24 protein-coding genes and 1 other RNA gene are annotated in these 26,463 nt (G+C 62.9%); 15 read left to right on the forward strand and 10 right to left on the reverse strand.

The window, feature by feature from the left end; all coding sequences use genetic code 11:
- Positions 1-72: 72 nt before the first annotated feature.
- Positions 73-720, forward strand: coding sequence for a DUF2306 domain-containing protein (locus AADW18_RS07160; protein WP_337342663.1), 648 nt, complete (start codon positions 73-75; stop codon positions 718-720).
- A 229-nt stretch (positions 721-949) separates the two neighbouring features.
- Here AADW18_RS07160 and AADW18_RS07165 read toward each other — a convergent pair whose 3' ends face one another.
- Positions 950-2,275 (reverse strand): aminopeptidase P N-terminal domain-containing protein, encoded by a 1,326-nt coding sequence (locus AADW18_RS07165; RefSeq protein ID WP_337342664.1) that lies wholly within the window; start codon positions 2,273-2,275, stop codon positions 950-952.
- A gap of 44 nt (positions 2,276-2,319) precedes the next feature.
- Complete coding sequence (locus tag AADW18_RS07170; protein ID WP_337342665.1) at positions 2,320-2,859, reverse strand: UPF0149 family protein; 540 nt, start codon at positions 2,857-2,859, stop codon at positions 2,320-2,322.
- Between the two features lie 132 nt (positions 2,860-2,991).
- Between AADW18_RS07170 and AADW18_RS07175 the strand changes: the two genes are divergently transcribed.
- From AADW18_RS07175 to AADW18_RS07215, 9 genes are all read left to right on the forward strand, one after another.
- The gene (locus AADW18_RS07175; RefSeq protein ID WP_337342666.1) at positions 2,992-5,253 is read left to right on the forward strand and encodes an EAL domain-containing protein; all 2,262 of its coding nucleotides are present in this window, start codon (positions 2,992-2,994) and stop codon (positions 5,251-5,253) included.
- 219 nt (positions 5,254-5,472) lie between these two features.
- A complete protein-coding gene (locus AADW18_RS07180) occupies positions 5,473-5,694 on the forward strand; it encodes a TIGR02449 family protein (RefSeq protein ID WP_337342667.1) in 222 nt (73 codons plus the stop codon).
- A complete protein-coding gene (locus tag AADW18_RS07185; RefSeq protein WP_337342668.1) occupies positions 5,691-5,987 on the forward strand; it encodes a cell division protein ZapA in 297 nt (98 codons plus the stop codon). The genes AADW18_RS07180 and AADW18_RS07185 overlap by 4 nt, the downstream gene beginning before the upstream one ends.
- 101 nt (positions 5,988-6,088) lie before the next feature.
- A non-coding RNA gene (gene ssrS, locus AADW18_RS07190) (6S RNA) lies at positions 6,089-6,275 on the forward strand.
- A 240-nt stretch (positions 6,276-6,515) separates the two neighbouring features.
- Positions 6,516-7,103 (forward strand): 5-formyltetrahydrofolate cyclo-ligase, encoded by a 588-nt coding sequence (locus tag AADW18_RS07195; protein WP_337342669.1) that lies wholly within the window; start codon positions 6,516-6,518, stop codon positions 7,101-7,103.
- A complete protein-coding gene (locus tag AADW18_RS07200) occupies positions 7,100-7,570 on the forward strand; it encodes an EVE domain-containing protein (RefSeq protein ID WP_337342670.1) in 471 nt (156 codons plus the stop codon). The genes AADW18_RS07195 and AADW18_RS07200 overlap by 4 nt, the downstream gene beginning before the upstream one ends.
- A 4-nt stretch (positions 7,571-7,574) precedes the next feature.
- Positions 7,575-8,243, forward strand: coding sequence for a ribose-5-phosphate isomerase RpiA (gene rpiA / locus AADW18_RS07205; protein WP_337342671.1), 669 nt, complete (start codon positions 7,575-7,577; stop codon positions 8,241-8,243).
- Positions 8,244-8,428: 185 nt separating this feature from the next.
- On the forward strand, positions 8,429-8,878 hold the full coding sequence (locus tag AADW18_RS07210; protein WP_337342672.1) for a DUF192 domain-containing protein: 450 nt from the start codon (positions 8,429-8,431) through the stop codon (positions 8,876-8,878).
- 130 nt (positions 8,879-9,008) lie between these two features.
- A complete protein-coding gene (locus AADW18_RS07215) occupies positions 9,009-9,857 on the forward strand; it encodes a SirB1 family protein (RefSeq protein WP_337342752.1) in 849 nt (282 codons plus the stop codon).
- Between the two features lie 129 nt (positions 9,858-9,986).
- Here AADW18_RS07215 and AADW18_RS07220 read toward each other — a convergent pair whose 3' ends face one another.
- On the reverse strand, positions 9,987-10,214 hold the full coding sequence (locus AADW18_RS07220) for a rubredoxin (RefSeq protein ID WP_337342673.1): 228 nt from the start codon (positions 10,212-10,214) through the stop codon (positions 9,987-9,989).
- 44 nt (positions 10,215-10,258) lie between these two features.
- Between AADW18_RS07220 and thiE the strand changes: the two genes are divergently transcribed.
- The 4 genes from thiE (at position 10,259) to AADW18_RS07240 (ending at position 15,868) form a co-directional block, all read left to right on the forward strand.
- Entirely contained in the window at positions 10,259-10,936 is a 678-nt protein-coding gene (thiE, locus tag AADW18_RS07225) for a thiamine phosphate synthase (protein ID WP_337342674.1), read from the forward strand.
- Between the two features lie 105 nt (positions 10,937-11,041).
- A complete protein-coding gene (hemL, locus tag AADW18_RS07230) occupies positions 11,042-12,331 on the forward strand; it encodes a glutamate-1-semialdehyde 2,1-aminomutase (RefSeq protein WP_337342675.1) in 1,290 nt (429 codons plus the stop codon).
- Between the two features lie 52 nt (positions 12,332-12,383).
- On the forward strand, positions 12,384-13,001 hold the full coding sequence (locus tag AADW18_RS07235; protein ID WP_337342676.1) for an HAD-IA family hydrolase: 618 nt from the start codon (positions 12,384-12,386) through the stop codon (positions 12,999-13,001).
- Between the two features lie 125 nt (positions 13,002-13,126).
- Positions 13,127-15,868, forward strand: a complete 2,742-nt coding sequence (locus AADW18_RS07240; protein WP_337342677.1) for a LuxR C-terminal-related transcriptional regulator — start codon at positions 13,127-13,129, stop codon at positions 15,866-15,868.
- Between the two features lie 80 nt (positions 15,869-15,948).
- Here AADW18_RS07240 and azu read toward each other — a convergent pair whose 3' ends face one another.
- The 7 genes from azu to AADW18_RS07275 all read right to left on the reverse strand — a co-directional run bounded on the left by azu (position 15,949) and on the right by AADW18_RS07275 (position 24,950).
- On the reverse strand, positions 15,949-16,395 hold the full coding sequence (azu, locus tag AADW18_RS07245) for an azurin (RefSeq protein WP_337342678.1): 447 nt from the start codon (positions 16,393-16,395) through the stop codon (positions 15,949-15,951).
- 57 nt (positions 16,396-16,452) lie between these two features.
- On the reverse strand, positions 16,453-17,655 hold the full coding sequence (locus AADW18_RS07250) for a pyridoxal phosphate-dependent aminotransferase (RefSeq protein ID WP_337342679.1): 1,203 nt from the start codon (positions 17,653-17,655) through the stop codon (positions 16,453-16,455).
- Between the two features lie 174 nt (positions 17,656-17,829).
- On the reverse strand, positions 17,830-18,321 hold the full coding sequence (locus tag AADW18_RS07255) for a RidA family protein (RefSeq protein ID WP_337342753.1): 492 nt from the start codon (positions 18,319-18,321) through the stop codon (positions 17,830-17,832).
- A 60-nt stretch (positions 18,322-18,381) separates the two neighbouring features.
- Positions 18,382-18,780, reverse strand: a complete 399-nt coding sequence (locus AADW18_RS07260; protein ID WP_337342754.1) for a cytochrome c — start codon at positions 18,778-18,780, stop codon at positions 18,382-18,384.
- 50 nt (positions 18,781-18,830) lie between these two features.
- Positions 18,831-20,411, reverse strand: a complete 1,581-nt coding sequence (locus tag AADW18_RS07265; protein ID WP_337342755.1) for a flavin monoamine oxidase family protein — start codon at positions 20,409-20,411, stop codon at positions 18,831-18,833.
- 121 nt (positions 20,412-20,532) lie between these two features.
- Positions 20,533-22,713, reverse strand: coding sequence for a TonB-dependent receptor (locus tag AADW18_RS07270; protein ID WP_337342756.1), 2,181 nt, complete (start codon positions 22,711-22,713; stop codon positions 20,533-20,535).
- 1,010 nt (positions 22,714-23,723) lie between these two features.
- Positions 23,724-24,950 (reverse strand): acetylornithine transaminase, encoded by a 1,227-nt coding sequence (locus AADW18_RS07275; protein ID WP_337342680.1) that lies wholly within the window; start codon positions 24,948-24,950, stop codon positions 23,724-23,726.
- 81 nt (positions 24,951-25,031) lie between these two features.
- Here AADW18_RS07275 and AADW18_RS07280 point away from each other — a divergent pair, with 81 nt between their 5' ends.
- On the forward strand, positions 25,032-25,904 hold the full coding sequence (locus tag AADW18_RS07280; RefSeq protein ID WP_337342681.1) for an ion transporter: 873 nt from the start codon (positions 25,032-25,034) through the stop codon (positions 25,902-25,904).
- The last annotated feature ends 559 nt before the right edge of the window (positions 25,905-26,463 follow it).

Consider the following 26,463-nt stretch of genomic DNA (forward strand, 5'->3'; position numbering starts at 1 on the left):
CGGCAGGTGGCCATTTAGGCCGAACTGTTTCGCGTCTTCCTCAATTCACCCGGAAAAAGCGAGCTTCTACGCATGATCAAGAAACTAGTCGGCTGGTCGGTCATGACACTGCTTGCGCTGGCGGTGGCGGCTTATGCCTTTGCCATCCTGGCCTTGCCTGGATTTCGTCCTGGACTCGTTCAAGTTCTGCTTGCGGAGCGGCCGGTGGCTGCATACGCACACTTCCTGGGCGGGGCGGTTGCACTGGTGGCGGGAGCCTTCCAGCTTAATGCCTGGCTTCGGAATCGTTTTCTGGGATTCCATCGCTGGCTGGGCCGGCTGTACATGGTCGCAGTGATTGGCGGCGGGGTTGCTGCACTTTTCCTGGCACCACATTCGTCCGCCGGCCTGGTCGCCCAATCGGGATTTGGATTGCTGGGCGTCTTTTGGATATTCACCACGGCGAACGCTTATCGTCACATCCGGCAGGGCCATGTGAGCCAGCACCGGAGCTGGATGATTCGCAGCTATGCGCTTACGTTGGCGGCGGTGACGCTTCGCTTGTATTTGCCGGCGAGCCAAATCGCTGGATTTTCGATGGCGGTGGCTTACCCAGCGATCGCGTGGCTGTGTTGGGTTCCGAACCTGCTTGTCGCGGAATGGTTTGTCAGGTCGCGATATTCGTTTGCGATGGTGCCTGACGGCTCGGTTGGGGCGAAGCCGCTTCGTAGCGCGGCGTAGGGTTCACGGAGTTTTTGTGCGGCAGTGGCTTCGGATGCATTGCGCCTAGAACAGCGGAGCAAGCTCCGCTCTACGAAAAGCGTCTTAAGCGGCGATCATCATCGTCTGCCGTTGCGACGGCCTTATTGTTACTGACTCGGCGCTATCGCGAGGCGCAGCTCCGCTCTACGAAAAGCACCCTCGCTCTACCAGGCTCTGTAGAGCCAAGCTTGCTCGGCTGCTTTTTTGCTCATTGCTGTGCCATCTCAGCTTCTATCTCGTCCGCGCTGCGTGCCAGCGCGTCGGTGAGGACGCGGTGGCCATCGCTGGTGATCAGCACGTCGTCTTCGATGCGGATGCCGATGCCGCGCCATTTTTCGTGCACCGTGGTGTCGCCGGCGCCGACATACAGGCCGGGTTCAATGGTGAACACCATGCCCGGCTCCAGCTGCCGTGATTCGCCGTCGATGCGGTAATCGCCAACGTCATGCACGTCCAGGCCCAGCCAGTGGCCCGTCTTGTGGCGATAGAAGCGCCGGTAGTGGCCTTCGGCGATGTTCTTTTCCAACTTGCCTTTCAGCAGGCCCAACTTCAGCAGGCCTTCGGTCAGCGTTTCGACAGCAGCGTTGTGGCCGGCTTCGTAAGCGACACCTGGCCGGGCTTGCGCCAAAGCGGCTGCCTGCGCTGCGCCGACGAGATCGTGCAGCGCGCGTTGTTCCTTGCTGAAACGCCCGGTGACCGGAAAGGTGCGGGTGATGTCGGCCGCATAACCGCGATACTCCGCACCGGCATCGATCAGCACCAATTCGCCCGCTTTGGCCTGGCCATTGTTGGCACGGTAGTGCAGCACGCAGGCATTATGGCCAGCGCCGACGATACTGTTGTAAGCCGGCCAGGCGTCGTTGGCACGGAACACGCGTTCCAGGTCCGCCTGCAACTCGTATTCGCGAACACCCGGCTTGGACGCGTGCATCGCTACCCGATGCGCTTCCACGCTGATGTCGGCGGCGCGTTGCATCAGCCTTATCTCGTCCTTGGACTTGAACAGCCGCAACTCGTGCAGCAGATGGCCCAACTCCAGGAACTCATGCGGCGGTTGCGCACCTTGCCGCACCTGGGCCCGCACATGGCGTACCCAGCCGATCAGCTTCAGATCGAAATCGGCGTCGCGGCCGAAGTGGTAGTAGACACGCGAACGTCCTTCCAGTAACCCGGGCAGGATTTCGTCCAGGTCATCGATGGGATAGGCGTCGTCCATGCCGAAGTCTTCCACCGCGCCTCCCTGGCCCGCCCGCGGACCGTCCCAGCTTTCCCGCTCGTGATCGCGCTCGCGGCAAAACAGCAGCGCTTCCCCGTGCTTGCGGCCAGGTACCAATACCAGGACGGCTTCCGGCTCGGGAAAACCGCACAGGTACCAAAAATCGGAATCCTGACGGTACGGGTAAAAGGTGTCGTGGCTGCGTACGCGCTCCGGCGCAGCCGGCAGCACCAGGATCGCGTCATCGCCGACCATGCGCATCAATTGCTTGCGCCGACGGGCAAACTCGCCCGCTGTGATGCCGGCCAAGGCCTTCATCGGGACCTGTTAATGCGAGTGGGTTGAGCCACGTTGACCGGCCCCTAGTTCAGGCTCTGGCGGTGGCGCGGCCCCATGACGCAATCGCCGTGCAGCAAGAGCACGGCGACGCGGACGAACTCTTCAAGTTCCGCCAATGCATCCTCGTCTTCCTCATCGTCGCTGCTTTCGGCCGACGCCTGCGCCAGGCGCGCCATATCCTGCAATGCTTCCTGCCCCTCTTCGGACAGCGGCGGCTCGGCGCCGGCGGCCAAGCCGAAGCCGCCCAGGAATCCACGGCACCATCCAAACAGCCCTTCCGCGCGTTCGCTCAGCGACGCGTCTTCGGGAAGCAGCAGATCGAAACCGAAGCTGCGATCTTCCAGCTGCGCCACGCTGGTCAGCCGCAATTCGTCCAAGGTGCTGCCGGCCTCCGGAACGGACAACTGGTCATCGACCAGCACACGCGCCAGCCATGCCGGCGAATTTTCGCCGCCACCGGCCAGCCAGCCGCAAAGCGAACCGTGCAATTCGGAGGGGTCCACGCCAAGGCCCAGGCGCTGGGACACCTTGGCCACATCGGCGGTATTGGGAAGTTGGGACATATAAAACGCAATCCGCCAGGGGATACGGACAAGTGGGAAGTGTAGCAACGAAAAGCGCGGGGATCGCTTGTTGTGCGCGCCGTCACATGCCTACACTCGCCAAACCCTTGGCTCGGGACGGCCAAAGACCCCATGTCGTTAAACCTCGCCGCCGTAGTGACCGCAACGGCTTCGCCGTTGTCGTCCCGCTTGCCCTGGATACTACTCGCGGGCGCTGTCCTGTTGATCGTGCTGGGCATTGCCGCTTTCCGCTATCTGCTGGCCTGGCGGGAATCCCGGCACGCGTCATCCGACTCTTCCCGCAGTGAATTGCTTCGGGCTCGCGACGAGCGGCTGAAACTGGCCTTGTGGGCGTCCGGCGAACAATTCTGGGACTACGATCTGGTGCAGCGCAAACTGCACGGCATGCGGGCCGACGAGAGCGCACCGGACGCCGCCGACATCACCGTACTCACGCGCCACGGCGAAGTGCCCGCGATCCATGAAGACGACCTGCCTTATGTGATGGAGCGCCTGCGCTTGCACCTGCAGGGCAAGTCGTCGATTTTCATGTCCGAACATCGCATGGACCTGCGGGGCGACGGCCACTGGGTATGGATACGCGCGCGTGGCCGGGTAGTCGAGCGTGATGAGGAAGGGCACGCACTTCGCATCGCCGGGACAGCCCGCGACATCACCATCAGCCGCAATGCGGAGTACGAGCACCGCATCGCCAGCGAAGTGATGCGCAGCATGAACGAAGCCGTGGCGGTGCTGGACTGGGCGCATCACTTCATCACCATCAATCCCGCTTTCACGCGCATCACCGGCTATTCGGAAGAAGAAATCATCGGCAAATCGGTGCGGATGCTGGACAGCGATCAACACGATGAGGCGTTCTTCGAACGTTTGAACAACGACCTGCGGCGCACGGGGCATTGGTCGGGAGAGATATGGAAAGTGCGCAAGGACGGCGAAGAGATTCTCTGCCGTATCGAAACCAATGTCGTGCCGGATGCCAGCGGCGAACGGCCGCTATATGTGCAAGTGCTCACCGACATCACCGAACAGAAGCGCGCCGAGCAGGAGCTGCGCTACCTGGCCAACTACGACACCCTGACCAGCCTGCCCAACCGTTCGCTGCTTTCCGAGCGCCTGTCGCGCGCCATCGTCCGCGCCCGTCGCGAGCACGGCCGCGTGGCGGTGTTGTTCATCGACCTGGACCGGTTCAAGGACATCAACGACTCACTGGGCCACGCCACCGGCGACCGCATCCTGCGCGCCGCCGCCGCGCGCGTGCAGCAAACGGTGGGTACGGAGCACACCGTGGCGCGCTTGAGTGGCGACGAGTTCACGGTGGTACTGGAGGACATCGCTTCCATCGAGGAGGCCGAAGCCATCGCCCAGCGCATCATCCAGGCGTTCCGGTTGCCGCTGAATTTCGGCGAGCGCCTGGAGCTGTCGGTAACGCCGTCGATCGGCATCAGCCTGTATCCCGAACACGCGCAGGTACCCACCGAGTTGCTGAAGCACGCCGATACCGCCATGTACCAGGCCAAGGCCATGGGCCGGCACACCTATCAGGTGTACGCGGAATCGATGGACGAAAAGAATCGGCACCGCGCCATCCTGGCCAGTGCCCTGCGCCGCGCAATCGATCGCAACGAGCTGTCCCTGGTATTCCAGCCACGCCTGGCGATCGCGCAGCAACGCATCACCGGCGTCGAGGCATTGCTGCGCTGGGACAGCCGGGAGTTCGGCGTGGTTTCGCCATCGCAGTTCATTCCGTTGGCGGAAGAGTCCGGCATGATCCTGGAGCTGGGTGCATGGGCCTTGCGCGAAGCCTGCATGACGTTGCGGGAGTGGCATAAAGCCGGCTTTGAAGATCTCAGTGTCGCGGTCAATGTCTCGGCCACTCAGCTACAGCGTGGCGACCTGCAACTGGTCGTTGCACGCACGCTGGCCGAAACCGGCGTGCCTGCGAACCGGCTGGAACTGGAACTGACCGAAAGCGTGGTCATGGCCAATCCCGCACAGAACGCGGACACGTTGCGCGCCTGCCGGCGGCTGGGCATATCGCTGGCCATCGATGACTTCGGCACTGGCTATTCATCGCTGGCCTACCTCAAGCGCCTGCCGCTGACGACCCTGAAGATCGATCGCGAATTCATCAGCGACCTCACACACGACATCGACGATGAGGCCATTACCAGCACCATCATCACCATGGGGCAATCGCTGGCACTGAAAGTGGTGGCCGAGGGCGTGGAAACCTCCGATCAATACGAATTCCTGCGCAACCACGGCTGCGACGAGGTGCAAGGCCACTGGGTCTCCGCCGCGCTGGAACCGGAGCAATGCCTGCGCTTCATCCGCGATTACTACCCCGGCTCTGGCGTCAGGGCGGCTTCTTAGAGTGGAATTTGCTCGGTTGTTCCGCCCCTGGTGAGCGAGGCGGGCGCAACGGGGGGGCGACGGCGAATCGCCGCCTAAGTGCTTTTCGTAGAGCGGAGCTTGCTCCGCTGCTCCCATGGGGTTGCAAGAAAGAGCAGCGGAGCAAGCTCCGCTCTACAAGGGCGCGACGCCCCCACCACTCCCTTGACCGCTTGGCGCGCCCATGCCTATCGTGGCGGCATGGACAACGCCGACCTCCTCGACCAGCTTCGCAGCCTCAGCGCACGCATCCAGGAGTTGGTTGACCGCTGCCAGCGCCTGAACGACGAGAACCGCAGCCTGCGCAGCCAGCAAGAGCAACTGGTCGGCGAACGTTCGCAGTTGCTCGCCAAGAATGAACAGGCGCGTTCGCGCGTGGAAGCGATGATTGCCCGCCTCAAGTCACTGGAGCAGCACACATGAGCGCCACAGAACCGGTCAGCGTCCATATCCTGGACCGCGAGTACACCGTGGGTGTGGAACCTGGCGAGCGCAACAGCCTGATGTCGGCAGCCAAACTGCTGGAAAACAAAATGCGCGAAGTGCGCGGCAGCAATCGCATGGCAGCGGTGGATCGTGTCGCGGTGCTGGCGGCACTGAATCTGGCACACGAGTTGCAGCAGCTGCGCAATGAAAGCAGTGCGCGCGAAAAAGAACTGTCGCGCACGCTGGCCGATCTGCATCGCAAGTTGGACGGCGTTCTCGGCGCTCCTTAGTGCTGCGGATAAGCGCGCACCATCACGCTCCAGACCGCGCACTGAATACTGACCGACGAACGGGCTATGCATTTGCGGCCAGGCCGCTATACTTCTGCTCGCGTCCTCTGCTGTGTACGACAGCGCGCGCAAACATTCGCCTTGTCCCTTAATGACGACCACGGGAAGGCCACGGAAGCCGGGAGTGCATGTCTGCCTCGCAGCGGAAAGCCCGATGGCCCCCAAGCTTTCCCACTTGAACCCCGGGTTCAAGGTCGTTTACGCGAGCATCGCCATGGCGGAGGACGTATTTCTTTTCTCACGCACGCTCTCTGCAGGAGCGACGTCAGTCCGGTAGGAGCGCCGTCTCGGCGCGAGCTCTTAGTTCCTACCGCAATCTGACAGAAAGAGCTCGCGCCGGGACGGCGCTCCTACATGGACGACGATCCCACACGATCACGGTCCTGCGGCTGCCATAAAATCCCCTCCAGCGGCATTTCCCCGCTTGCCTTAAAATTCCACGCATGAATGCCTTGCGCGGAACCACCCATGATCTTTGAACGCGACGCGCTGCGCCGCGAACTGCGCCAACGCCGCCGCGCGATTCCCGCTGCGGAACGTATCGCTGCCGCCGATGCCTTGGCGCAACGCTTGCTATCTGTGCCCTTCGCACCCGCAACCGGCTACGTCGCTGGTTATTGGGCGATGGATGGCGAGATCGCGCTGCATAGCTGGCAAATCCGTCTGCCGCGCGAACTGGTGTACTGCTTGCCGGTGTTGCATGAGGACACACGGCTGCGATTCGCACCCTGGCGTCCGGGCGATCCCCTGGTCACCAACCGCTTCGGCATTCCCGAACCGGATGTCGCCTCGACCTCAGCGCTGGAACCCGAGGAGATGTCGATGATCGTCGTGCCGCTGGTGGGTTTCGACGAGCACGGCAATCGGCTGGGCATGGGCGGTGGCTGGTACGATCGCACCCTGGCATTCCGGCGAGCACTGTCCGCGCCGCCTTGGCTGGTCGGCGTGGGATTCTCCGCACAACGCATCGACGCCTTCGGCCAGGAATCCTGGGACGTACCCGTCGATGCCCTGTGTACCGAACGCGACACGCTGATCATCGGACAACCGCAATGACCGCACGCAAACGCTACTGGCTGATGAAGTCCGAACCCGACACCTTTTCCATCGATGACCTTGAACGGGTCGGTGTGGAACCGTGGAACGGCGTGCGCAACTACCAGGCACGCAATTTCATGCGCGATGGCATGCAGGTAGGCGATGGGGTGCTGTTCTATCACTCCAATTGCGCGGTGCCGGGCATCGCTGGCATTGCCAAGGTGGTCAGCCGCGCGTATCCGGATCCAACCCAGTTCGACAAGAAAAGCGATTACTACGACCCCAAAAGCACCCCGGAAGCACCGCGCTGGATGCTGGTGGACGTGGCGTTCGAGCGCAAGCTCAAGCGCACCATCGCGCTGGACGAAATCAAGCAGCACACCGATGCGTTAGGCGAAGGCTTCGCCTTGACCAGCCGCGGCAGCCGGCTGTCGGTGATGCCGGTGACCGCTGCGCAATGGAAATATCTACTGTCTTTGGAGTAAGCACGTGTCCCAGAACACCGCGTCGCAGAACGAAGCCAAGCGCCTGGCCGGCGAAAAAGCCATCGAGTTTGTCGAGGACGGCATGGTCATCGGCGTGGGCACAGGCTCTACCGTCGCCTATTTCATCGACGCGCTGGCGCGGGTCAAGGACCGCATCGGCGGCGTCGTGTCGAGTTCCGAACAGAGCACCCAGCGCCTGCGTGGGCATGGCATCGAAGTGATGGAACTCAATCACACTGGCAATCTGGCGCTTTACGTGGACGGCGCCGACGAATGCGACAGCTACAAGCGGCTGATCAAGGGCGGTGGCGCTGCACTGACCCGCGAGAAGATCATCGCCGAGGCCAGCAAGACGTTCGTATGCATCATCGATCCGGCCAAGCAGGTGCCGGTATTGGGCAAGTTCCCGCTGCCGGTGGAAGTGATTCCGATGGCACGTAGCTTGGTAGCACGCGAGATCCTGGCGATGACTGGTGGCCAGCCTGTCTGGCGCGACGGCGTGGTCACCGACAATGGCAATTGGATTCTGGATATCCATGGCCTGGCGATCACCGACCCGGTGGGAATGGAGCGCGAACTGTCGCTGATTCCCGGGGTGGTAACCGTGGGCCTGTTTGCCCGCCGGCCTGCCGACGTGGTCATCGTCGGCGGTGAGCCGCCGCGGGTGCTTTGAACGACCACCCGTAGAGCGGAGCTGCGCCTCGCGAGGACACCGAGTCGGTAGCAACAAGGCCGTCGCAACGGCAGACGGTAGTGAATAGTCGCTTATAGGCCCTTCTTGTTGTAGAGCGGAGCCGTCCACTCTTGACGGCGAGAAGCCGTTGACCGAAGGTGCCGCGTCAACCCCGGAGCTCCCCCATGCCGTTATTCCGTCATCTCTTACCCGTTTTACTGTTGCTGCTAGCCGGCTGCGCGAACGCCGGCAGCTGGGTAGAGATTGGCGGTGAGCGTTTCACGGTGGAAATCGCCGACAACGATGCCGAGCGAGCGCGCGGACTGATGTTTCGCGATCAATTGGCCGCCGGCACCGGCATGTTGTTCATCCACGACCGCGAAGAACCGCAGGCCTACTGGATGAAGAACACTCGGATTCCCTTGGATATCCTGTATTTCGACAATGGCCGCCGGCTGGTGGCCCAGCAGCGCGACGTCCCCCCGTGTTCGGCCGGCAACGCCTGTCCTCCCTATCCCAGCGGCGGCAAGCCGGCGCGCTACGTGCTGGAACTGAACGCTGGCGAAGCCAAGCGGCTGAAGCTGGAAAACGGCGCTGAATTGCGTTTCAGCCCAGACATCCCGGAAGCGCCCTGAAACACCCATCCGCTCACAAGCGGATCGTACCGCCCGCCGCTGACGGCCCGCGAAACCCGCGCGTCCACCGATGAAATAAATGACACGTCCGACCCTTGATTGTGGGCCGGATTGGCCGCAGTCTTTGGGCATGGGGGAAAGACTGACATTGCCGGATTGGAGTTCCCTGGCGACGCTGGCCGATGAGACGGTGCCGCTACTGGAAACTGCGCTGCTGATTGCGCGCGACGAGTATCCCGACCTGGACGCCGATCTGTACGACACGCTGGCGCAAAGCCATGCCGAACACTTGCGCCCGGAGATCGAGGCCATCGATGCGTGGCCGTTGAAGATGGCCGCCATCAATCGTCATTTGTTCGAGGAACTGGGCTACACCGGCAATCACGAGGAGTATTACGACCCTCGCAACAGCTATATGAACGAAGTATTCGAGCGCCGGTTGGGCAATCCCATTTCGCTGGCGATGGTGCAGATTGAAGTGGCGCGGCGCCTGGGCGTACCGCTCGACGGGGTGTCATTTCCCGGCCACTTTCTGGTGCGTCTGCCGGTCGATGACGGGCTGCTAGTGATGGATCCCTTCAACGGCGGCCGCCCACTGGGCGTCGATGAATTGCGCGAACGCGCCAAGCCGCACCTGGGCGGCGATATTCCCGACGACAACGCACTGCTGCACATCCTCGATCCAGCCTCACACCGCGCCATCCTGGTGCGCATCCTGCGCAATCTGCATGGCGTGTATGCCGAGCGGGAAGAATGGGATCGTGCCGCCCGCAGCGCCGATCGGGTGCTGAAGCTGTCGCCTGACCAGCCGGAAGCGATGCGCGACCGTGGCCTGGCCTACATGCACATGGATTACCGCCGCGGCGCACGCCACGATCTGGCGCGCTATCTGCATCTGGCGCCGGAAGCTCCTGACGCTCACGCCGTGCACGAACAGCTGGTGGAACTCAACGCCGGCGGCTCCGGGCGGATGCATTAAACCGCCCACGTTTTTTGCCCTACCGTAGGAGCGGCGTCCCGCCGCGAGCTCTTCGCTTTTATCGCGATCCGACAGAAAGAGCTCGCGGCGGGACGCCGCTCCTACCAGTCGGGCCCGAATCAACGGCTATTAGACTTCCGTCATCTCGAAATCGTCCTTGGTCACGCCGCAGTCGGGGCAGGTCCAGGTATCGGGGATGTCCTTCCAGCGCGTGCCAGGGGCGATGCCTTCTTCCGGCAGTCCGGTGGCCTCGTCGTAGATGAAGCCGCAAACCACACACATCCAGGTGCGGTATTGGGTGGTAGCGGAGGCTTCGCTCATCGGATAATACGCATACGCATCTTGGGGGGTCGGCATTGTCCCACTCTTGAGGTGTGTCATCCACACCGGAAGTCTTGCCGATGAATCGCCGCTGGCCGCACGGCCCTGTCCCGTCCGACCCCAAGTTCGTTGCCTCCTCGCCCCGCGGTCTATACCTGATCACGCCCGACGACGATGACACCATGCGGCTGACCCATCGGGTGGCACCCCTGCTTGCCGAAGGCGTGACCTGGCTGCAGTACCGCAACAAGACCGCCGGGCAGGCGCTGCGGCATGAACAAGCCTCGGCGCTGCAGGCGCGCTGCGCGGCGGCAGGCGTGCCGTTGATCATCAACGATGATGTCCGGCTGGCGAAAGCCGTGGGCGCGACCGGCGTGCACCTGGGCGAAGACGATGGCGACATCGCCGCCGCGCGCGTGCTGCTGGGCGACCACGCCATCATTGGCGCCTCCTGCTACGACGAACTCGCACGCGCCGAACGCGCGGTCGCCAATGGTGCCGATTACGTCGCCTTCGGCGCGTTCTTCCCGACCCGCAGCAAGACCGGCACGCGCCAGGCTTCGCCCGACTTGCTCGCTGCGGCCGAGGCATTGAACGTGCCGCGGGTGGCGATAGGCGGCATAACGCCGGACAATGCCGCTTCACTGATAGCTGCCGGCGCCGATCTGGTGGCGGTCATCGGCGGCGTTTTCGACGCCGCGGACCCGGTCGCGGCGATACGTGCGTATCGCGACTGTTTCGCCCTCGACGCCTCGTAGGAGCGGCGTCCCGCCGCGAGCTTTTGTTTTATCGCGAGCGGACAGGAAGAGCTCGCGGCGGGACGCCGCTCCTACAACATCCGACCCCTTTCATAGGCAATATCGATGAACCACGACAACTCCCACGCCCTGTTCGCCCGCGCCCAAGAGCTGCTTCCCGGCGGCGTCAATTCGCCGGTGCGCGCTTTCAAGTCGGTGGGCGGCGAACCGTTCTTCGTCGAGCGCGCGGATGGCGCCTATCTGTACGACGTGGATGGCAACCGCTATATCGATTACGTGGGTTCGTGGGGACCGATGATCGTCGGCCATAACCATCCGACGGTACGCGATGCCGTACAAGCTGCGATCCAGAACGGCCTGTCTTTCGGCGCGCCCTGCGCCGCCGAAGTGACGATGGCTGAAACCCTGACCCGACTCATCCCCTCTTGCGAGATGGTGCGCATGGTCAACTCCGGCACCGAAGCCACACTGTCGGCGATCCGGTTGGCGCGCGGCGCCACCGGCCGCAGCCGCATCGTCAAGTTCGAAGGCTGCTATCACGGCCACGGCGATTCTTTCCTGGTGAAGGCCGGCAGCGGCATGCTGACGTTGGGCGTTCCAACTTCGCCGGGCGTGCCGGTCGGTCTGAGCGAGTTGACGCTGACGTTGAGCTACAACGATTTCGAAGGTGTCAGTCGTTTGTTCGAACAACAAGGCGGCGAGATTGCCTGCGTGATCGTGGAGCCAGTGGTGGGCAACGCCAACTGCCTGCCGCCGCGCGCCGGCTATCTGCAGCACCTGCGCGAACTGTGCACACAGCACGGCGCGCTGCTGATCTTCGACGAAGTGATGACGGGCTTCCGTGTCGCGCTAGGCGGTGCGCAAGCGCTTTATGGCGTGGTACCCGATCTCAGCACCTTCGGCAAGATCATCGGCGGCGGCATGCCGGTGGGCGCGTACGGTGGCCGCCGCGACCTGATGGCACAGATCGCACCCAGTGGGCCGATTTACCAGGCCGGCACGCTCAGCGGCAACCCGGTGGCGATGGCCGCGGGCTTGGCAATGCTGGAACTGATCCAGGCTCCCGGTTTCTACGAGCGTCTGACCGCCGCAACGAATGCGCTCTGCGATGGCCTGGAAGCCGCCGCGCGCGAAGCCGGTGTGACGGTGACTACCACGCGCGTTGGTGGAATGTTCGGCCTGTTCTTCACCGATCAGTACGTGGATACCTATGCGCAAGCCGTGGCCTGCGACGTCGCCGCGTTCAACCGCTTCTTCCACGCCATGCTGGAACGCGGCGTGTACCTGGCGCCGTCCGCGTTCGAAGCCGGCTTCCTGTCCAGCGCGCACGACAGCGACGTGATTGCGCAGACAGTGGCGGCCGCGCGCGAGGCGTTCCAGGTGGTGGCGGCGTAAGACAATCGCTGGAAAGCGACGTGACCTATCCAGACAGCGTTAACAAGCCCGAATGACTCGTCCCAACATCCGCCAGGTGCTGTTCGATTTCGACGGCGTCCTGGCGCACTACAGCCACGAGCTACGCATCGCACATCTGGCGCAGTTCGCGTATGCCGAACACGAACGCGTCCGCGAAGTGTTGTTCACCTCGGGACTGGAAACCGAATACGACGGCGGGCTGATCGATACCGATACCTATCTCGGCAGGCTCGGCGCTGGCATTGGCGCGGTGATCGATATCGAAACCTGGATCGGGTCGCGTGTGGCGGGAAGCCGCGCCGATGACACGGTGCTTCGCCACATCCAGTCACTGGACGCCGGATTGCCACTGGGCGTGCTGACCAACAACGGCCTGCTGATGGCGCAGGCGATTCCGCGCATCGTGGCGCCGCTGTATTCACGCGTCGAAGGCCGCGTGCTTTGCAGCGGCGCGTTGCGCATCCGCAAGCCTGAGCCGGAGATCTACCGGCTGGCGCTGGCGCAGCTGGGCTGGAACGCCGCCGAGACCCTGTTCGTGGACGATATCTTCGCCAACGTGCAGGGCGCCCGCAGCGTGGGGTTGCACGCTGAAACGGTGACTGATGGTCGTTCGCTGGGGAAGGTACTGAGGCGCTATTCGCTGGTTTGACGCAGAGGAGCCTGTCCCGCGACTACCTTCCCTGCCCGCCCATTACTTCCCTCACTTGCCCTTCCCAGGGAAGCTGGATCGTGTATCTTTGCTGCATCGCAGCAACTTTGTCACATTCTCCTCCCATGCCACTTGTTGAGAGCAAGCTCGGCCAGTTCAGCATGGAAGCCCACTGGGCCGTAGCAGGAAAACTCGCGCCGCCGCCGCAGCATGTGGCCACGGCGCCGCGTACGGCGCTGCTGGGCCGCCTGGACCGCGCTTCCCGGCTCCCGCTGACGGTGGTCCTGTCACCGCCCGGTTTCGGCAAGACCACCCTGCTCAGCCAGTGGCACCACCGCCTGCGGAATGGTGGAGAAACCGCCGTGGCGTGGCTGTCGGTGGACGAGGAAGACGGTGAGCTGGGGCGGTTCCTGACCGGCTTGGTACTGGCGATCGGACGCGCCGGGGTCGAACTCGGGCCGCTGCTGCAGACGGTGAAATCGCCGCAGAACGAGTTCGACACCCAGGCCGTCACGAATGCACTGCTCGCCTTGATCCAGCGGATGCCACGCAGGCTGGTGTTGATCCTCGACGACTACGACCGCGGGCGCAATCCGAGCATCGACGAAATGGTGATGCGGCTACTCCGCCATGGCGGGCCGCGCCTGCATTTGCTGTTGGCCACGCGAACACCGCCAGCATTGGCGTTATCACGATGGTCGGTGCATGGCTGCGTCGAACGCATCGGCGCACAGGACCTGGCGCTGGACGACGATGAAGCGCAAGCCGTGCTGGGTGCGCATGTCCCTTTGCGCGCGGTGCAACAGCTGCAGCGCCATACCGAGGGCTGGGCCGTCGCGTTGCAACTGGCATCGCTATGGATTGCCGGCGATGCGCGGCGCCTGGAAGACGTGGAGAAATTCCGCGGCCGCTCCGGGGAAATCGCCGCCTACCTGGCCGAACAAGTGGTGCAGGACCTGCACGAACCTTTACGCACGTTCCTGCTGAAAACATCGGTCCTGGATCGCTTCAATGCCGATCTGGCCGACACGGTGCGCGAACGTCGCGACAGCGAACTCCTGCTGTCGCGCCTGAGTCATTTCCACGGTCTGCTGGTGCCGCTGGATGCCGACCACGAATGGTTTCGCTATCACCCGCTGTTCGCCGATTACCTGCGCCGGCAGCTGCGTCAGCAGGCCCCGGACCTGCTACCGGTCCTGCACCGCCGTGCTGCGACCTGGTTCGCGGAACACGATCATCTGCCGGAAGCGGTCCGGCACGCCGTCGACGCCGGCGATACCGAACTGGCGGCCGGTTTCTTCGCCGCCAGCGGCAACTGGGAACTGCTGCTCCGGCACGGATTGGCTTATGTGCGCCTGTTGCTGCGGCATTTCGACTACAAGACCATCCGCGATACCCCCGCGCTCAATCTGACCCAAGCCTATCTGCATATGAAGCTGGGCGAATTCGCACATGCGCGATTGCTGCTGGAGCGCTTCCGTGCCTTCTCCGCTGAAGATCGCGAATTGTTCGGACGCGACTACACCGTCGTGGTCGCGCTGCTTCGCGATCTTCTGGATGAAATCTGTCCCGACCCGAACGGCGCAGCCCGCATCGCCGCACAAGCCGCGGCACTGGACGCCTGCGATGGCATCGGTCGCGGCACGTTGCTGTGCATCAGTGCCACCACGGCGCTGGGCCGCGGCGACTTCGCGGCGACGGAAGGTTATGCGGTGCAGGCGCGGCAGGCCATGCATCAGGCGGACAGCACGGTGGGCGCCCACTACGCCCTGACTCACCTGGGACAAAGCCATTACTACCGTGGTCGGCTTGGACTCGCGGATGCCATCTATCGGGAAGTGCTGGCGATGGCCGAACCGCATTCCGGCATCGACCACTCGTTGCAGGCCGCGGCGGTCTGCCTGCTAGCGCAACTGCAATGCGAGCGTGGCCGCTACGACGAAGCGGCGGCCGAACTGGAGCCGGCGCTAGCCTTTCTCGAACAACACGACGGCTGGCTGGACATCTTCGTTTCCGGCTATGAAACCGCATTGGCCTTGGCCCGCCGCGACGATCGCACCGCGCAGGCGGCGCTGGCCTTGCTGGATCGTATCGAAGTCATTGCACGTACGCGCCACCTGAGCCGGCTGCTGGATCTGGCCACGGCGTGGCGCCTGGAGGTGTTGCTGGATCTCCCGCCCTCGCCCGGCGTCGACCTTCTGGTCGCCAACACCGGCAGCGAAGCGCACCTGATCCATGCCTTGCAACACGGTCATTGTTGGCGCCACAGCAGCGCACTGGGCTTTGCGTTGGCGCGTTGGCACCAATCCGCGGGACGCAACCAAGTCGCATTGAATCTGCTGCGCACGATTGAGACAGCGTGCCTGGATATCGACAATCAGCCGCACCTCGCACGCGCACGCATTCGTATCGCCTTTACTCTGCAGCAGCGTGGTGAAGCAGACGAAGCGGTCGCTTGCCTGGGACTGGCACTGGACTATATCGCCACCACCCAATCCTGGCAGGCGGCCCTGGAACTTGGCGTCCCGGCCAAAGCGCTGCTGAGGCTAGCGTTGCAGCGTGACCCGCAGGCAGCGGCCGGCACCACCCGCTGCCTGGCTATCCAGACCCTGCTGGAAAAACTTCGCGATCACCAGCACGACGCCGTATCGCTCTTCAGCGAGCGCGAAGTGGAAGTCTTGTCCGAGCTGGGCCGCGGCAGTTCCAACAAACAGATCGCGCGGCTGCTCAACCTGTCGGAAAACACCGTCAAGTTCCATCTCAAGAATATCTATCGCAAGCTGGGCGTTGAGTCGCGCCAAGCAGCGCGGTCGCTGGCCTTGCAGCGTGGCTTGGCGGCGTCGGCTGCGCCGCCGTTGGGGGATTAGTTGGATCCGATTCGCGGAATTTCCTTCTGCCTCAGGGCAGGCGTGGTTTTCCTTCACCCCGAAGGGAGAAGGAAACAGCATCACCCAAATACCAACTTCCCCTTCATCGCCCAATGTCCGGGGAATGAGCAGAAGAAGGTGTAGTCCCCGCCCTTCGCCAGCACGCGGGTTGAAAAACGAATCGTTGTCGATTCGCCGCCGCCAATCACCGTCGTATGCGCCAGCACTCGCGCATCCCCCTTTTTTACGTAAGCGTCGGCCAGCGTGGCGCGCATGCCGTCGTTGGCGACCGTCTGGAAGTCTCCGGTACGGGTTAGCACCCAGTTGTGGCCCATCACGTTGGCCGCCAATTTTCCGGTGTGCTTCAACGTCAACTGCACCTCGGTGCAATCCGCCGCAAGCACAATCTGCGGCAAGTCGAATTTCATCTGGTCGTTGCCCTGGATGAGCACGGCACAGGTCCGCGCCAAGGCAGGTGCGGTGAGCAGCCATGACAGCAGCAGGACAAGCGTGTAGCAGCGCTTCATGTGGAACCTCTGATCAACTTAGCGAACGCGATATCCACGTGTGGCGACCACACATCATCAGGCAACGTCGAAGAATCTCTGCCAAGGACCATTCAGCCCGGGTGTCGCTTGCGCAGTGGCAGTGGTACCCGCCTCGACCTGCTCGAACGCCGCCTTGAACCGTTCCATTTCCTCCGCCGTGCCGATGGTGATGCGCGAGGCGTTTGGCCATATCGGCCAAGCGCGGCCCACGAATACCCGGTGCGTGGCCATATCGGCGATGAAGTCTTTCGCGGGGCGCTTCACGTCGACCATGAAGCAGTTGCTCTCCGATGCGGTGCAGCTATAGCCCTTGGAAGCCAGCCAGCCCATCACATCGGCGCGGATGCGCGCGGTCTCGAGACGACGTTGCGGTACCAGTTCGGGATCGCGCAGACTGGCCAATCCGGCCGCCGCCGCAGTAACCGGCAGGCTGTTGACGCTGTAGAACTTCAACCGCTCAAGCAGCTCCGGGCGCGCCACCGCGAAACCCAGGCGGATGCCCGCCATGCCGTACAGCTTGGAGAACGTGCGCAGCACCACGACGTCTCTGCCCGCGGCCACCATGCCGACTGCGCTGACGGCGCTGTCGGAGAAGTGGATGTAGGCCTCGTCCACCACCAGCACGCTGCCCTTGGGTTTGTTCGCCAACGCGTATTCCAGATCGTGTCGAAGCGTGACCGATCCGGTGGGATTGTTCGGATTGCAGATATACACGATGCCGGCCTTGGCATCTTTTGCGCACATCGCCTCCACATCGTGCGAATGATCTTTGCGCAGCGGCAGCTTGTGCACGGCGGCGCCGTTCCGGGTGGCGGCTCGCCAGCCGGATTCGAACGTGGGGTCGGCCGTCACCAGACTGGCGGTGGGCGACGTGAACGCCAGCATCGTGTAATCCAGCGGTTCGGTCGAACCGGCGTATCCCATCAGATGATCCACCGGCACGCCCAGCTGCGCCGCGTATACCTCGACCAGTTCATTCTGTAAACCGCCCAGGTAGCGACCCCCTTTCGAGGCGATGTCGGTGATCGCCTGGCGTGCGCTGGCTGAAGGTCCCAGCGGATATTCGTTGGCATTGATCATGACCGCATCTTCCGCGTCCGCACCCGGTGGTGGACTGGGGCGTTGCTGCGCTCGCGCCGCATAGGCGTCGCTCAGCAATGGCGCACTACCCAAACCCAACGCACTGGCAGCCAGCGCGGAATCACGCAAGAAAGAACGACGGGAGATGGACGATGCCATAGCGACCTCGCGATAAAGGGAATGGGAGACTCAGAACCTTTTTACGATCCGTCGTGAGCGAAGGCAGGCGGCTCGTGGCGGAGCGCAGCAAGCGCAGCGTATGTGCGATACGTGAGCATTGCGAGCACCGCACGCGGGCCGCATACCGAGCGCAGCAGGATCGTAAACAGGTTCTCAGGGACGGACGGCCACGACTTCTATCTCGACACGGTAGGCCGGATTGGCCAGCCCGGCGATCTGGAATGCGGATCGCGAAGGCAGATTGGGCTGTTCGGCAGTACCGAAGAACTGACGATAGCCTTTCATGAATCCGGCGAAATCCATCTTGCCGTCCAGCGCCGGATCGCCCACCAGGAACACCTGCATCTTGATCACATCACCCAGGCCCAGCCCCATCGACTCCAGTTGCTTCTTGATGGAATTGAGCACGTTGACGGTCTGCGCTTCGGTGTCGCCATAGGCATCGGCGGAATCCTTCGGAGCGTCCGCATCCAGCCGCGGCACCGCGCCGCTGAGGTACACCGTGGTCTTGCCCGCCGGTACCTCGACCGCTGCGGAAATCGGGAAATCGCTCCCTGGAATCTTGTGCCGCACCACATCCGCTGCTTTTGCGCGATCCGGCATCGCCGCCACCATCGCCATCGCGGCCAATGCGGCGGCGCACATCATTGTCTGGATTCGCATGATTCGCTCCTGTCTGAAAAGAATGGGTGATGCAACAACGCATCAATGGCGCATCGCCTTTACATCATTGGCGGTCATCGCCTCGGGATAGTCATTGCCGAAGTGCGTGCGTATGTAGTGAGTGACTTCGGCCACCTGCTGGTCGCTCAGCATCTGCCCCAATCCTGGCATGCCGGCGCGCCCGTCCAACACCATCATCGCTACGTAGGGCGCTGCGGCAAGCTTGGGATTGCCCGCCAGCGCAGGATACTCGCCGCCACCCAGAGCACCTTCGCCGGATGGCATATGGCAACCTTGGCAAACGGTCCGGTAGACCTGTTCGCCGGACGCCGTGGAAAAGTTGGCCGGGGTGTAGAACGAGGTCGCGTCCGAAGTCTGCGCTTTCGCCGGACGGACCATCACCGCCGCGGTGATCAAGCCCGCTACCGCCAATGCGCCCATCAGGCTCTTCTGAAAGAAGTCCGTCCGAAACAAACCCACGCGTTCTTCGCTCATGCGCGTCCTCCACTGGCCATGACTTGGCGATGCAGGCGTTCGATCACATCCAGTGCGGACACGATCGCACCTTCCTGCCACGCGGGAATATAGGAAACGTGCTCGCCGGCCAATGCGATCCGCCCGTCGATCTGGCAGAGATTCTCGTAGTGCTGCGCGCGCTTGTCTTCCGTCCACATGCCGAAGCAGCCATGGGTGAACGGCACCCGATGCCAGCCGACCGAAACGCCGTTCTCGAATTCCTTGGGATACTGCGCATGCAACTGAGTGCCGTATTCCACCGCCTTGCGAACACGCTGCTCGGGCGGCATCGAGGTGAACTCGAACGCCTCCAGCCCCCAGACGTAAGCACCCAACAGCACACCCTTGCCGCGACTCTGGAAACCCGTGCTGGGATAGCTGATCAGCGTGATCGGCGAATCGGTATAGCTGATGCCGCCGTAGATGGCTTCATCTTCTTCCCAGAATCGGCGCTTGAACTGCAAACCGACTTTCACTGATCCGGCGTAGGGCACCTGCCCGATCGCTTCGGTCATCGCCGGTCCCACCGTGATCGGTATGCGGCTCAGTACCGACAGTGGAATGGTGCAGATGCACCAGTCCGAAGTTTCGACGCGTTCCTCGCCGGTCGCGGTGTCCTGATAGGCGATAGTGACGCCGCCGCTGTTCTGATCGATGCGGGTCACTTTCGCGTTGTACTGGATCGCGTCGCCGAGCTGGCGCGCGAACGCTTTGCCGATCTGGTCCATCCCGCCGACCGGCTGGAACATCGGCGTCTGCATCTCGTAGTTATTGCCGGCCGCCAATGCCGCCCACAGTTTTGAGTTGAGCACATCGCCCACCTGCGCCGGTTCGGAGTATTCCGGCTTGCCGGACAGGCCGCCGCCGGGCTCTTTTCCGAAGCCGCGCCGCAACGCGCTTACCTCGCCTTTGGCATAGGTGAAGTTCTTGTCCAGAGCGCCCCAGTGCCGCAGCGATTCCAGCAGGACTTCCTGGTCTTCCTGGCTGACCACGCGGTCCAGCGCGCGCTGCTGCGTGGACTTGGCCAGCAGCTCGGCGACATGTCCCTTGTAGTCGGCATCGACATCGCGAAAGCGCCGCGGCTTGCCATCAAACGCATTCTGGCTGTGCAACCATGCGTTGTAGTTGACCTGTACGAACGATTCCAACGGCACGCCGAACTGCTTGCAGTACGACAGCACCGCATGATGGTGATGCGGAATGCGCCACGGCCCGGGATTGAGATATAGCCCATCGTCGAAACGACAGGTCTGCTCGAAGCCACCCAGTTCGGTATAGCGGTCGCCACCACGTAGCGTCCAGTTACGGCCGCCGGGACGCGCGTTGTATTCCAACAATTTGACCCGATAACCCGCGCGGCGCAGTTCGTAGGCGGCCGTCATGCCGGCCAGGCCCGCACCCAGCACCAGTACCGAAGCTCCCTTCGGATCGCCCTCCAGGCGCAGTGGTCCTTGGTAGCCGGATTCGGCCGCAAAACCCAGGCTGCTCATCGCCTGGTACATCATTGCGCCGCCTGCGGTCAGTCCGATCTTCTGCAACAGACGGCGTCGCGTCATCGCACCGTTCTTGCCCACCTGCATCGATATTCCTCTGCCTGATGTTGAACGACGGCATGCATCGCTGCATGCCGCTCGTAAGCGGTGGCGCGCCGGTCACGACGCGCCACCGCGCCATGCCTTAGAACATGTAGGACAAGCTGAGATAGACCGAACGCGGCGCTACCAGGTTGTAAGAGCCGCCGGCTTCGTTCGGGAATACCGCGCCGATCGCGTCGTCCGCGTCGAACAGGTTGTAGACCGACAGTTGCACTCGTCCGCCCGCCAGGAAGCCGTCGTCGCCACCCTGGTAGCCGACGCTGCCGTTGGCGATGAACGTGGTGTCGGTGCGCTCGTTGTTGCGGGTGTCGCCGTAGCGCTGGCCGGTGTATTTACCGTCGAGGTTTGCGAAGAAATGCTCGCCTTCGTAGCCTCCGGTCAGGCCGAGCGAAACACGCGGTTGATCCGGTACGTCGTTGCCTTCGACTTCCACCAGTTCGCCGGCGGTGTTGATGTAGTTGTCCTGGAACTCGGACCGGTTGAGGCTGACGTTGCCGCCCAAGCGCCAGTTAACGGTCGGGCGCCACAACGCGGAGGCTTCCGCGCCGTAGGTCTCCACGTCGCCGACGTTCTGGTAGACGGTGGAATCCACCACCTGCGGGTCCGGATCCGACAACGTGATGATGCGGTCCTTGTAGGCGATGCGATAAAGAGCGACATAACCGCTCCAGCTCTGGTGCTCGCTACGGACGCCCAGGTCGATGTTCTTCGAAGTCTCTGGCTGCAGCGTTTCCCATGTTCCACCGCCCGCCACCATCGCCAGGCGCGGTACCGAGCTGAAATTCTCGGCGTAGTTGGCGAATAGCTGGGTGGAAGCACCTATCTGGTAGCTGACGCCGGCCTGCGGCTGGAACCAGTCGCTGTCGGTTTTTTCGGTTGTGCGGGTGGCGCTGCGGTTGAAGTCATCGAGATTGGCGATGCCAGTGAACTCACGCTCGACTCGCAGGCCTTTGACGCCGGCCTGCAAGGTCAGCTTTTCGTCCATCAGTTTCAGCGTGTCCATGATGAACAACTGCGTGACCGTGCTGTCGAAATGGCGGTCGTAATAGATGACGATGGGCAACTCACCCTGCAGGATCTCGCCGCTGCTGGGGTCCACGTTGTATAGCGGCCGCGTCTGGAAGAACTCGTAGGTTTCGTACCAGGCACCGACCTCGAGTTTGTTGATATCGGTTTCCCAGCTGAAGCTGGTGGTCAGCCCGCGCCGGGTGCCACCCATGTCTTCCAGGCGACGCGCCATATTCCCGATGCTGACCAGGTTGCCATCCGCATCGAACACCGCGGTGGGGTCCAGGATCACGATGTCGGTGCGGCCCGGCGTTCCGGCGAGGGCATTGTTGTATTGCGTGCGGATGCCGCCCGGCCCGGTGGCACCGATGCCCCAGCCGTTCTTTTCCTCGTTGTAGGCGACGAATTTCAGGCCCAGGGAAGAGCTCAGCATGAAGTCACCGGTCAGGCTCAGCAACGAATCGCGGCGCGCGTTCTTCCACACGGTGTAGTTATTGGAGTCGAACGCCGGATCGCCGGTGATGTATTCGGTGATGTCCCAATCCAGACCGCCGTTCACCGTGTAGGCCTGGATGTCGTGGTCCTCGCGGCTGTTCCATATCCAGCCCAAGGTCAGCGTGCCGGCATCCCAGTCCTGGCGAATCTTGGCCTCGAAGTGATCGCTTTCCTGCGTGGCCGGGTCCAGGTCCCAGACGCCGCTGCGGATGCGCGAGGCAGAAAAGTAAGCGGCCGGACCGTTCTCCCACCACTGCGGGGTGTCCACGCGCACAAACGTGCGCACCAGATCGTATGAACCCATGGTCATCGTCGCCCGGCCGCTCCATTCATCACCGCCCACCGGGGCCAGCGTGCTGTAGCGGATCGCGCCGCCCAGCGCATGATAGGAAGGCTGGGTCACATCGCCGGAACCGGGAGACAAGGTCACGTCGGCGAGATTTTCGGTGGAAACGTATCGGCTGATGGGGCCGCCTTCGCGCACGTCAGCGGTTTCGATCGGAATGCCATCCAGCGTTACGCCCACCTGGTTGGAACTGAAGCCGCGAATGCGCATGGAATCGCCGAATTCGTACAGCCCGAACGGATCGGTGGTTTGCACATTCACGCCCGGCAGGCTGGCGAGCAGCATCTGCGGCGCCACACCCGGCGCCTGCGCTTCGATCTCGGATTTGGCCACGCTGGCGGTGGTACGCGTGGAACCCGCGCCTACCACGCTGACGGCGTCCAAGGTGGTGGCGTCGGCATCGCCAGACGCCATGCCGATGTTCTGCGCGTTCGCCACCTGGGTATAACTGGTCGCACCCAGCAACAACGACAGATAAGCCGCGCGCACCGGCGTGGCGCCGTCCAGTTCTCGCAGACTTTTGATGATGAAACTTGCCAACACGCCGCGTTTGATGCTGTTCCCCATGGCTTCCTCACTGAGTGCTAAAAAGTTGTTTGTGGTGGACGAGCTTCGCCTTCATCGGCGTGTGGTTAGGCAGGCGCGAAAACACCGCGCGCGCTGCTCTCGGGAACACTTCCCTCTCCCAGCCAGGTGCACTCGAAATTCAAATTTTTCAGATGCGCATGACGCTGATCGCCAAGAGCTCGCAGGCGGGGCAGCTCCTACAGGCGCGTATGCAACGCAGATCAGCCGCACCGCCTGCAGACGGTGTCCGGATGCGCGCCCCAGGTCCTACGGCGCATTCGGATTCGGCGTGATGCCACGCGCATTCCTTCGCCGCTGCGTTACTGAACGATGGGCCGCTACGCGGTAGGTGCGTGGCGTTTTCCAACTTCGTAACGCTTCCTCAGCAACATACCGAGCTACGGCCGTTCTGCGGGGCCCGCAATGGGTAGGTGCGGGTTGGGCGGGTAGGTGGGAGGTGGGCCGGGGGTAGGTGTGCGTTTGTCGAATACCGGCACTGGATCACGAGACCTGCAAACAGGCGGAACAGGATTGAGGCGCTACCGACGGCCACGGGAAACCACGTGGGAGCGGCCAGAACTCTCGTAGGAGCGGCGTCCCGCCGCGAGCTCTTGTAGGAGCGCCGTCTCGGCGCGAGCTCTTCCTGTCAGGCCTCGATAGAAGCGAAGAGCTCGCGCCGGGGACGGCGCTCCTACAGGGCACCGATGCTCGGGAACAAAAAAAAGCGGATAAAGCTAAAGAGCTTTATCCGCTTTTATCTGGCTCGATCCGTGTCTAGGTTTTTTTGTTTGCCCGATCGCGACTCACCGGCGACGGCATGGCGCGACCACTCCTACAAAGAACGAAAGACAAAAACCTCAGCCAACGAACGTGCGTAACGCAGCACGCAAGCGCTTCAGCCCTTCGGCGACTTCTTCATCGGAAATATTCAACGCCGGCACAAAGCGCAGGACATCAGGGCCTGCCTGCAGCAACAGCAAACCTTCCGCAGCAGCGTGATCGAGGATTTCGCCGGCGCGTCCCGCATATTTCGGTTGCAACACCGCACCCAGCATCAAGCCGCGTCCGCGCACTTGCGAGAACAAACCCAACTCACTATTGATCGCGTCAAATTCCTTGCGCAACGCCGCACCTTGGCGAGCTACATTGTTGGCGATCTGCGACGAGGCCAGTTTTCGCAACGCGACCCGCGCTACCGCAGCGGCCAATGGGTTGCCTCCGAAAGTGGTGCCATGCGCTCCGAACTGCATGACTTCGGCCACCTTGGGTCCGGCCAGCATCGCACCGATCGGGAAACCGCCGCCTAGCGCCTTGGCCAGGGTGACGATGTCCGGAGTGATGCCGTCTTGCCAGTGCGCGAACAAACTGCCGGTGCGGCCCATGCCGGACTGGATTTCATCCAGTGCCAGCAACGCACCGTGGTGATCGCATAGCTCGCGGACCGCGGCCAGGAATCCAGATGCCGCCGGCATCACCCCGCCCTCGCCTTGCACTGGTTCCACCAGGACCGCCGCCACGTCGCCGGAGGCCATGGCGGTTTCCAGCTGGGTCACATCGTTGAAATCGACGTAGCGGAAGCCGCCGGGCAGTGGTTCATAGCCTTCCTGGTATTTCGGCTGCGCAGTGGCGGTGACTGTCGCCAGCGTGCGGCCATGGAAGCTCCCACGGAACGTCACGATGACGCGGCGGTCGGGCGTGCGTCCTTCCGAGGCCGCCCAGCGGCGGATCAGCTTGATCGCCGCTTCATTGGCTTCCGCGCCGGAGTTGCACAGGAACACCCGGGAGGCGAAGCGCGAGGCGCTCACCAGCTCCTGAGCCAATCGCAGCGGCGGTTCGCTGTAGAACACGTTGCTGGTGTGCCATAGCTTGCCGGCTTGCTCGGTCAGCGCCGCCACCAGGTCCGGATCGTTATGACCCAGACCGCAAACCGCGATGCCGGCGGAGAGATCTATGTAGTCGCGACCGTCGCTGTCCCAGACCCGAGCGCCCTGGCCGCGCTCCAGGATGACCGCACGCGGGCGATAGATCGGCAGGTAGAACTGCTGGCCGGCAGCCAGCAGATCGGCGGTGGTCGGAGTGGTCATGGCAGTGGAAAGCAGCGGGAGAAGGCGCGTATTGTCGCTGATCAGGCCGGGTGCGCCACAATCCGGACAAGGAGGTCGACCATGAACCCCATTTCTCCGCGCCCGCTCAGCCCCGCTCGGGAAACCGGCTGGCGCCGCAAGTGGTTCGACATCATCTACCGTCACGACACTCCGCCGTCACGCAACTTCGACTTGTTGCTGATCGCGGCCATCGTGGTCAGTGTCCTGGTGATCATGCTGGACAGCGTTGCCAGCATCCATGCTCGCTACCCCAGGCTGCTCTACTTTCTTGAATGGGGCTTCACCCTGTTGTTCACCGTGGAATACGTGCTGCGCCTGGTGACCGTGCGCCGGCCATTGCGCTATGCACTGAGCGGCTGGGGAGTGATCGATCTGCTCTCCATCCTGCCGACCTACCTCTCGCTGCTGATACCCGGCAGCCAAAGCCTGCTGGTGCTGCGCGCCCTGCGCATCCTGCGCCTGTTCCGCATCCTCAAGCTCACCCAGTACGTGGAGGAAAGCGGACTGCTGCTGGGCGCGTTATGGCGCAGCCGCCGCAAGATATTCGTTTTCGTCAGTGCGATGATGACGCTGGTGGTGATCTTCGGCGCAGCGATGTACCTCATCGAAGGACCGCAACATGGCTTCACCAGCATTCCCACCGGCATGTACTGGGCCATCGTGACGATGGCGACGGTGGGTTTCGGCGATATCGCGCCACAGACCACACTGGGGCGCGCGGTGACGTCGATACTGATCCTGATCGGCTACAGCATCATCGCGGTGCCCACCGGCATCTACACCGCGGAACTGGTGACCAGCCTGCGCGAAGCCAGCCATGAACCCGGTCACCTGGACCGACGCGACTGCCCGCAATGCGGACTGGAAGGACACGACCCCGATGCGCTGCACTGCCGGCACTGTGGTAGCCGTCTGCCGGCACCGATGGGGTGATCTGTGCCGGGAATCGGGAATCGGGAATCGGGAATCGGGAATGGGGAATGGGGAATGGGGAATGGGGAATGGGGAATGGGGATGGAGAGCGGAGAGCGGAGAGCGGAGAGCGGAGAGCGAAGAGCGAAGAGCGAAGAGCGAAGAAATCGTTTTCGCTTCCTCCCCCTTTGAAAAAGGGGGATCGAGGGGGATTTGCTCCTGGCGTGGCCACGAAACGGATCTAGATCGTGTGATCGTTCGCCACCTGAAACAAACGATGCTCCACAAAAACAAATGCCCATGACGCCGTAGGAGCGCCGTCTCGGCGCGAGCTTTTGCTCTTATCCGAACCGCCGTGGAAGAGCTCGCGGCGGGACGCCGCTTCGCGCCCCAGTAGCCCCTCGACGCGCGCGATCAAAAACGCGCCGCAGCGCGCCCGGATGGGGAATACCCCGTGGTTTTATCGCGATCCAACGGAAAGAGCTCGCGGCGGGACGCCGCTCCGCGCCCCAGTAGCCCCTCGACGCGCGCGATCAAAAACGCGCCGCAGCGCGCCCGGATGGGGAATACCCCGTGGTTT

The organism is Pseudoxanthomonas sp. CCNWLY206-1 (genome assembly GCF_039710385.1).
GTDB lineage: Bacteria > Pseudomonadota > Gammaproteobacteria > Xanthomonadales > Xanthomonadaceae > Pseudoxanthomonas_A.